General features: G+C 44.5%; 8 protein-coding genes and 1 pseudogene. 6 read left to right on the top strand and 3 right to left on the bottom strand.

Annotation, left to right across the window (positions count from 1 at the left end):
- Nucleotides 1-312 precede the first annotated feature (312 nt).
- Both ACLFWI_RS22960 and ACLFWI_RS22955 read right to left on the bottom strand, forming a co-directional pair.
- The gene (locus tag ACLFWI_RS22960; protein WP_446410596.1) at nt 313-1,047 is read right to left on the bottom strand and encodes a WecB/TagA/CpsF family glycosyltransferase; all 735 of its coding nucleotides are present in this window, start codon (nt 1,045-1,047) and stop codon (nt 313-315) included.
- A 458-nt stretch (nt 1,048-1,505) separates the two neighbouring features.
- A complete protein-coding gene (locus ACLFWI_RS22955) occupies nt 1,506-1,844 on the bottom strand; it encodes a DUF3307 domain-containing protein (RefSeq protein WP_446410595.1) in 339 nt (112 codons plus the stop codon).
- A gap of 443 nt (nt 1,845-2,287) precedes the next feature.
- On the opposite strand from ACLFWI_RS22955, the gene ACLFWI_RS22950 reads away from it, so the two are divergent.
- The 6 genes and pseudogenes from ACLFWI_RS22950 (at nt 2,288) to ACLFWI_RS22925 (ending at nt 7,092) form a co-directional block, all read left to right on the top strand.
- The gene (locus ACLFWI_RS22950; RefSeq protein WP_446414853.1) at nt 2,288-3,511 is read left to right on the top strand and encodes a U32 family peptidase; all 1,224 of its coding nucleotides are present in this window, start codon (nt 2,288-2,290) and stop codon (nt 3,509-3,511) included.
- 84 nt (nt 3,512-3,595) lie between these two features.
- A complete protein-coding gene (locus tag ACLFWI_RS22945; protein WP_446414852.1) occupies nt 3,596-4,804 on the top strand; it encodes a U32 family peptidase in 1,209 nt (402 codons plus the stop codon).
- 294 nt (nt 4,805-5,098) lie between these two features.
- Entirely contained in the window at nt 5,099-5,809 is a 711-nt protein-coding gene (locus ACLFWI_RS22940) for a tRNA1(Val) (adenine(37)-N6)-methyltransferase (RefSeq protein ID WP_446414851.1), read from the top strand.
- 142 nt (nt 5,810-5,951) lie between these two features.
- Nucleotides 5,952-6,251, top strand: a complete 300-nt coding sequence (locus ACLFWI_RS22935; RefSeq protein WP_446414850.1) for a hypothetical protein — start codon at nt 5,952-5,954, stop codon at nt 6,249-6,251.
- A gap of 103 nt (nt 6,252-6,354) precedes the next feature.
- Nucleotides 6,355-6,435: pseudogene (locus tag ACLFWI_RS22930) on the top strand (FAD-dependent monooxygenase); the annotation flags it as partial.
- A gap of 42 nt (nt 6,436-6,477) precedes the next feature.
- Nucleotides 6,478-7,092: a glutathione S-transferase family protein gene (locus ACLFWI_RS22925; protein WP_446414849.1), complete on the top strand. Its 615-nt coding sequence runs from the start codon at nt 6,478-6,480 to the stop codon at nt 7,090-7,092.
- A 149-nt stretch (nt 7,093-7,241) separates the two neighbouring features.
- Here ACLFWI_RS22925 and ACLFWI_RS22920 read toward each other — a convergent pair.
- Nucleotides 7,242-7,447, bottom strand: a 206-nt coding sequence (locus ACLFWI_RS22920) for a hypothetical protein (RefSeq protein WP_446414848.1), incomplete at its 5' end; no start/stop codon positions are given.

The following is a 7,447-nucleotide window of genomic DNA, read 5'->3' as shown; positions in this document are numbered from 1 at the left end:
CCATACCGAAGTACAAACAGTGCAGCAAGTTTTTACCGTTGGTGCAGATGATTACGTGAAAAAACCCATTGTGGAAGCTGAATTAATTGCCCGTGTTTTGAATCGGCTAGAACGTCGATCCATTAATAACAATTAGGGCAATACTGCAAGGGATAGGAAGATGGGGGAGCTGGGGAAGCTGGGGGAGCTGGGGAAGCTGGGGAAGATGAGGGAGATGGGAGACAAAATTTCTATAGCCTATTATCCTGTTCCCTATTCCCTGTTCCCTGTTCCCTAACAAATGACGAATGACGAATGACATAAGACAAATGACTAAGCCAAACGTTGTCCAATCGCTTTGAGGGCAAACTGTGGTAATGCCATCATCCGCCGCCAGCGCCAAGGTTCTTGATAGAGTCGATACAGCCATTCCAAATGATTATTCCGCAACCAGACAGGCGCACGGGATTTAACCCCAGCCCAGATATCAAAGCTACCGCCAACGCCAATCCAAATGGCTTGAGGACACAAATGCCGATTTTGGGCAATCCACAACTCCTGACGGGGAACCCCTAAACCGACAAAAATTAATGGCGGTTGTTCTTTTGCCAACCTGACTTTGAGTTGATCTTCGGCTTCTGGGGACAGATAGCCATCTTCAATTCCTGCGATCGCGAGTTTCGGGTATTGTTCTTGCCATATCTTCGCTGCTTTTTGGGCAATACCCGGTTTACCTCCATAGAAAAAAACCGGATAAGACTCACCCAATTCTCCCGCCTGTCGCAGTAACGATTCTGCCAACTCAATTCCCGGACAACGCTGCTGTCGAATACCGTGGAGGAGTAAATAAAGGATGACACCTGCACCATCGGGGACAACTAATTCCGCTTGTCGGATTGAACTTGCCAAAGCTGGATTACACTCCGCCTGCATCACCATTTCTGCATTCAACGTCACCACATGACACCCTAGGTTTTGCTGAAGGCGATTACCCAACCAGCGATCGTAATCTTGGAGTCGGTGAACAGGTAGTCCCATGACAGGGAACGGCTTTGGGGTCTCACACATAATTAGACTGTTGCTTATCCTACCATCAAATTACCACTTAGCAGACTAGCTGATCCGGACGATGGACGCTAGCCTCGGATTGAGGTTGATCAAGCGGCTGCGAAAAATGAGAAGAGACGCGATACTTCGCGCCTCTGAAATCTATCTCTACTGGAATTTGCTTACTAGATGCTTTTGACCCAGCGATCTGGGTACAAGCCCAGCGGTGCAGAGGGGCGTTCCCATTACCCTTGAGTCCACTTGCCTGTTACTTCTGTTATAGGAGAAAATCTGTAAAGATAGTAACAAGTTGAGCTGATCCATTGTAAAGCTTTCAACAAGATTGTCATTGGTCATTAGTCCGATGTCCTTGGTCATCGGTATGTCCTGCCTCATTCTCATACTCAATCAGGGTTAACTACCCCCTTTATGGGTGGGACAAGGCTCCAAGGTAGATAGCTTCAGACACCCAATAGACTTCAAAGGAGTAAGGCAAAATAATTAATCGCGTAATGTAAGGTTTGATCGACTTCCACCATCACCCACAACGGAACCTGGGGAACATCGTTTTTCCAGTCCCAATTATAAGTACGAACCCACAAACTGGATATATTGAAAAAATCAATAATAATATGAGTACCACAAATAATAATCAAGGATTCTAACTTGTTGGTTAACAGACAGAAGGGCAACGTGTAGACTAATCCATGTAAAACAGCCACTTGCCAATCCTTTTTCTTGCGTAATGCCAAAAAAGAATTTTGCAATAAAAAGTCTCCCGTGCGATGAGCGATAAATTGTAAACCAAAATCAATCATGGCTTATGGCATTCTCCAAAACAGGCTGGTTAGTCGTCGTAGATGTTACTCTATGATGACGGTGGCGTTGCGGTGAAAACTACGGGAAAAATACTGAGATTTGCAGCAGTTCAGCTAAAGCCTCCGGGTTTATACGGAAGTGCGAGGCGATGACAAAGTGACAAGTATTCCGAGAAACTGAATTTCTCCTGAGGATGACAACGCAATATCAACCTTTCACCCAAAGAAACCCGGTTTCTTTACCGATGTCCTAGAACACTGATTTGATTCACCGAACCTCAGAAAATATTCCCAGGTTACATGTAACCTTTGAAACGACTTGCCCACTCCTACATAAAATTGACTTTGATCACCCTTGTGTGTGTAGATTCAGCAGTTTTCTGGATGCGATCGCGCCACAAATGTTAAATTAGGGCTGTTCCCGCTTATCCTGAAACCCAGACATGTTTAAACCTGAACTCCTCGCCCCAGCGAAGAATCTGGAACGGCTAAAAGTCGCCATTGCTTATGGTGCAGATGCGGTGTATCTAGGGGGACAAAACTATGGATTGCGAGCGCGTGCGGATAATTTTACTGACTCTGAGTTAGCCCACGGTGTAGCATTTGCCCATCACCATGATGCCAAAATTTACGTCACCCTGAACGCATTTCTCCACGATGCAGACTTTCAGGGACTCCCTGACTATTGTCAGTTTCTGGAATCTATTGGCATTGATGGGGTGATTGTCTCTGATTTAGGGGTTATCAGAATTATTAAAACGAGTTCAAATCTCCATATTCACCTTTCCACTCAAGCCTCTTGTCTCAATTCCTATAGCGCTCGTTTGTGGAAAGAAATGGGAGTCAATCGCTTAATTGTTGGTCGAGAACTCAGTATTGCGGAAGCGGGTTTAATTGGAGAAGAATCTGGTATTGATGTGGAGATGTTTACCCACGGTGCAATGTGTATGGCATATTCAGGTCATTGCACAATTTCTAATTTTACCGCAGGTCGCGATTCTAATCGGGGCGGATGTATTCAATCCTGTCGATTACCCTATCACTTACAAACTCAGGATAAGCAAGCTGATGATTTAGTCAGCTTTATGTCATCCAGAGATTTATGGGGAATTGATCAGATTGGCGAGTTCTTCAACCATAATATTTGCTCATTAAAAATAGAAGGACGGATGAAATCCTCATTCTATGTCGCCCTAACATGTAAGGTTTATCGCCAATTAATTGATGCTTATGCCGCTGGTAAATTAGATGGACAGCTACTCAGCCAAGCCGCAGCTGAACTGCAATCAATTCCTAACCGAGACTATTTTTCCGGTTCCTTAGACACACCAGCCGATAAGGATTCAGTCTTTGGACAGTTATCGGGAATTAATACAGGAACTCACGCTTATTTAGGCATGGTTATGGATACGACGTCCCAAGAGATTATTTTACGGTTACTTGAACCGTTAGCCGTCGGTGATGAAATTGAAATTATCCCGTTTCAAGGAGAACCGATATGCTGGAACGTTAATCAGCTTTTTTCGATGACAGGTGAACGCTTAGAGTCGATGCGAAAGGACAGTATTGTGCGCTTACCCAAACCGGATGACTCCGTGCGATCGCACAATATCACCAAATTAAATGTCGTTCGAGTCACCCGTTCCCCTGTAACCGTTGCTAGTTAACAATGTGGTAATGGATTTGGCAGGATTGCCATAGTGGTTAAGAATGACAAATGACGAATCACAAATGACGAATGACGAATAAAAATGCAATTTAATACATTTATTTCCTCAATTCATGATTTAGAACGCTGTGTCAACGCTCCCCATCTACATGAGGTATTATTGGAACCAATAGTATTAGCGCGACAGGGACAATTATCAAAGGCGGAGGTACATGATTTAGCCAAACAAGCTTGGCAAAAAGAACTACGCCCGGTACTCGTCTGGGATGTATTAATGCCAGAACGGGTAATGAGAACCATTTGTGATCAGCTAAAGGATTGGGAAGTCAGTCTTTTTGGTGCAATTCGGGTGTGTGATCCGGGCGCGGCTTATTGGTTGAAAACCCATTTTCCTCAGATTCCTATCCAGTTAATTGTTGAGACAGGGAATCACAATCTGGAGGCGTTGCAGGGATGGTGTGAGATTTTTTCGGAGTCATTGGAACGGTTAGTCTTATCGATTGAACTACCGGAAGAAAAGCTAATTGAATATTGCCAAACCTTATCGGTTCCCTGTGAACTGCTGGGTGTGGGACCCATTCTCTTATTTTACTCGCCGCGATCGCTCTTGGTAAACCCGTTGCTGGAAAGCCAGAATAAAGAAACAACAGAAAACATCGATTCCCTATACCGATTTAACCCCGACTCCCCTCTCTATTTAGAAGCGACGGCGGCTTTTGCTGATAATCCTAATCGCCATTTTCCGACGTTAGAAACTGCCCATGGCACATTTATGTTCTTAGACAAAGATCAGTTTATTCTGGATCGGTTAGATGGGTTGCGTGAGGCAGGTTTACATACAGTACGCCTGGACTTACGACATCTGAGTCAGGAGGACAATGTTGCTATTGATATTGATGAAATTTGTCGCCTGGTGTTAGAAAATCCGGCAAAATTACGGAAAAACTGGTTCCGAGAAACACGCGCTCCTTTTTTCAAAGCGAACCGCACCACAGCATTATTTCCCCGGATGAAATCAAAACTATCTGAATACCGGAATGATGCCTGTTTAGCGGAAGTTATGGCTGGCGAAAGTGGCAAATATGTGGTTTTTTACACCTGGCGTTCCTTTGATAGTTCACAGATTCAAGGTATGGTTTTGCCCACTGGTGAAGAAATTGTTACCCAGGATGTTATGTTTCGCACCATAAGCGGCGAACCTGTTGATACTTTTGAACCCGAACAAGTTTTAGTGACTGATTGGATTAAAAAAGCTGTTCCGGGATCATTACTTCTGGGTAAAATGTCTTGATTAATTCAGACATGTAGGGGCGGGTTTAACAGATAACAGTTTGCCACCAACCGATAACTTAACTAAACCCGCCCTTCTAGAGTGCGATACTTTGGTCAAATTGAAAATTATGACGTGAGGATCCTCGCCTATTTAAGTAGGTTGGTGGAAATAAACTCAACCATATTAAGTTATGTTAACAAGCCTCAAACCCTTACAAATGACGAATGACCAATGACGAATGACGTAGCTTGCTTCTCGCGAAAGCGAGTTCCCCACCGTTAACTTTAATTGTCCCCACCTACTTAGCTGAGAATGTCTAATCCCTACTTTCGCTTCAAGCAATTCACCGTCTTTCACGATCGCTGTGCGATGAAGGTGGGAACAGATGGTACACTGTTAGGGGCATGGACGGATATCACGGGCGTAAAAAGCATTCTGGATATTGGTACAGGGACGGGTTTGGTGGCGCTGATGTTGGCACAGCGATCGCAGGCGCACATCGACGCCGTGGAAATTGACCCAGAGGCTGGCATTCAGGCGCAGGAGAATGTGGCGCGATCACCATGGCGCGATCGCATTCAAGTGTACCTGAGTTCTGTGCAAGATTATGCCACGACTTGCTCGAAGCGGTACGATCTGATTGTGTCTAATCCTCCCTTTTTTGATAATGCTTGTAAAGCGTCACAAAAGGCGAGAACCGTAGCACGACATAGTGATTCTCTCAGGCAATTGGATCTATTACAAGTGGCGGAACAGCTTTTGGGTGAGAAGGGTAGGCTAGCTGTAATTTATCCCACTGAGTCAGCCCAACTCTTCCAAGAAAAAGCCGAAGCCTTTGGTTTTTCTTGCCACAGGAAACTCTCGGTTAAACCAACTTTAGCTAGTCCAACTAAACGGATTGTACTGGAACTGGGAAAACATCCGTTATCCTCTCAGGAAAACGTTCTCGCCATAGAAGCCACTAGGCGGGTTTATACTCCTGAATTTATTAGCTTGATTAAAGATTTTTACCTGAAATATTAATTGGAATATATATATAGATTCAAAATGATAAGACAAGCGAACTGTTGTAGAGACGCGCCATGGCGCGTCTCCGGCTCGTTGCCAAGATTGAGTCTAACTTTAGGCTGATGAGAATCCTGCCAATCATAATCAAACTAGAGATATGTGGAATAATCAAAATCCCCCAGAATTCGAGCATGACGGCTTTCCCCATCCCCACCATCCCCAACGAGATGGGGCGGATGAGACATCTCCAGACACAGAACAGGAAAGCCTTGACCCTAATCTATCGCCAGAGCATATAAAAGCGACAAAAAAATCTCTGAAGCGCATCTATATTACTCTCCTGATTATGGGTTTACTTTTAGGAGGATTGGTATCTGTAGGGGTTGTCATCGCCCTCGATCGCATGGGATTGACAGACGCCCCAGCAGATGTGGAAGAGACAGAAATGCCTGATTAAGCGGAATGGCGCTGAAAAGCGTGCATTTTGGGGTCGCCGAAACCCTTGAGATACCGTAGGGTGGGTTTCGACTTCGCTCAACCCACCAACAGGAGTTACGCTAATTGGAGATGCCGCACACCCTGTCCAACCCAATATTGGTCAAGGGGGTTGTATGGCGGTGGAAGATGCCTTTAAATTAGTTAAGTGGCTATTGATTACCAACCGGAATGTCGGGAGATATCTAATGAATAGAATATTGTATTATCATCAACAATCCCACTTTTCTCGGAAAATCCGAATCCTGTTAGCTGAGAAAAATATAGAGTGCGAACTAAGAGAAATAAATTTGGTTGATAAGCCCCCCGAATTTCTCAATCTTTCTCCTATTGGTAAAGTCCCTGTGTTTGTCGATGAAGATGGCACGGTGATTTGGGATTCTACATTAATTGCGGAGTATCTAGACGAAACCTATCCACAGCCGAGGTTTTACCCCAGTGATCCTCGGACAAGGCTTGAGTGTCGTAAATGGGAAGAACTCGCGGATTATTTAGGTGATACTATCATCAATTTATGGATACTAAATTTGAAAAATAATTTCACTTCTCCTGGTTATCGGACAAGATTGGAAGCGTCAATTAATCGCCTTTTACCAGTTTTTGATCAACAATTAGCTAAGTCTAACTACTTATTGGGGGAGGAAACCTGGACAGCCGCCGATGTAGCTGGCTTATGTTCCCTAAGCTACTACAGTTTGCGCCTGGATGAAGATTGGCAATTAAAATATCTTCACTTAAGAGATTGGTTCAATAAGTTACACGAACGCGACTCGGTTCAGTCCACGGTTCCTCAAAAAAGTTAATGTACTTACCGTTTTTCCTGCCTGGATGAAAAATAATAACAAGGAGGAAGTTAATGAGTAATTTTTTCTAGGGAAACAGTCAAAAGCGTGATAAGCTGTTCGGCATTTAAACCTTCATGTCAATAATGGCGAAATCACGTTCAGTGCGTTTAGCGAAGCCATGCCGCAGGCTTTGCATCTTGCTCGCTACCCATTCCCATTGCCGGAGCGCGATCGCGTCCGAATGTTATACTATCTCCTACCGTCCTAGACTGTACTCGTCCGAGTGGGGAGGGCGGGTTTTGTTGTTTATTTATCGGTGAGGAGGGCGGGTTTTGTTGTTTATTTATCGGTGAGGAGGGCGGGTTTTGTTGTT

Origin of the sequence: Coleofasciculus sp. (genome assembly GCF_046539235.1) — a bacterium.
Classification (GTDB): Bacteria; Cyanobacteriota; Cyanobacteriia; order Cyanobacteriales; family Coleofasciculaceae; genus Coleofasciculus.
This window is presented reverse-complemented; position numbering and strand designations above follow the sequence as displayed.

What these genes read in the sequence shown, in the direction of transcription:
- ACLFWI_RS22960 (WP_446410596.1), bottom strand. Translation starts at nt 1,047, where the DNA reads ATGTGTGAGACCCCAAAGCCGTTCCCTGTCATGGGACTACCTGTTCAC.
- ACLFWI_RS22925 (WP_446414849.1), top strand. Translation starts at nt 6,478, where the DNA reads ATGAATAGAATATTGTATTATCATCAACAATCCCACTTTTCTCGGAAA.
- ACLFWI_RS22955 (WP_446410595.1), bottom strand. Translation starts at nt 1,844, where the DNA reads ATGATTGATTTTGGTTTACAATTTATCGCTCATCGCACGGGAGACTTT.
- ACLFWI_RS22945 (WP_446414852.1), top strand. Translation starts at nt 3,596, where the DNA reads ATGCAATTTAATACATTTATTTCCTCAATTCATGATTTAGAACGCTGT.
- ACLFWI_RS22950 (WP_446414853.1), top strand. Translation starts at nt 2,288, where the DNA reads ATGTTTAAACCTGAACTCCTCGCCCCAGCGAAGAATCTGGAACGGCTA.
- ACLFWI_RS22935 (WP_446414850.1), top strand. Translation starts at nt 5,952, where the DNA reads ATGTGGAATAATCAAAATCCCCCAGAATTCGAGCATGACGGCTTTCCC.
- ACLFWI_RS22940 (WP_446414851.1), top strand. Translation starts at nt 5,099, where the DNA reads ATGTCTAATCCCTACTTTCGCTTCAAGCAATTCACCGTCTTTCACGAT.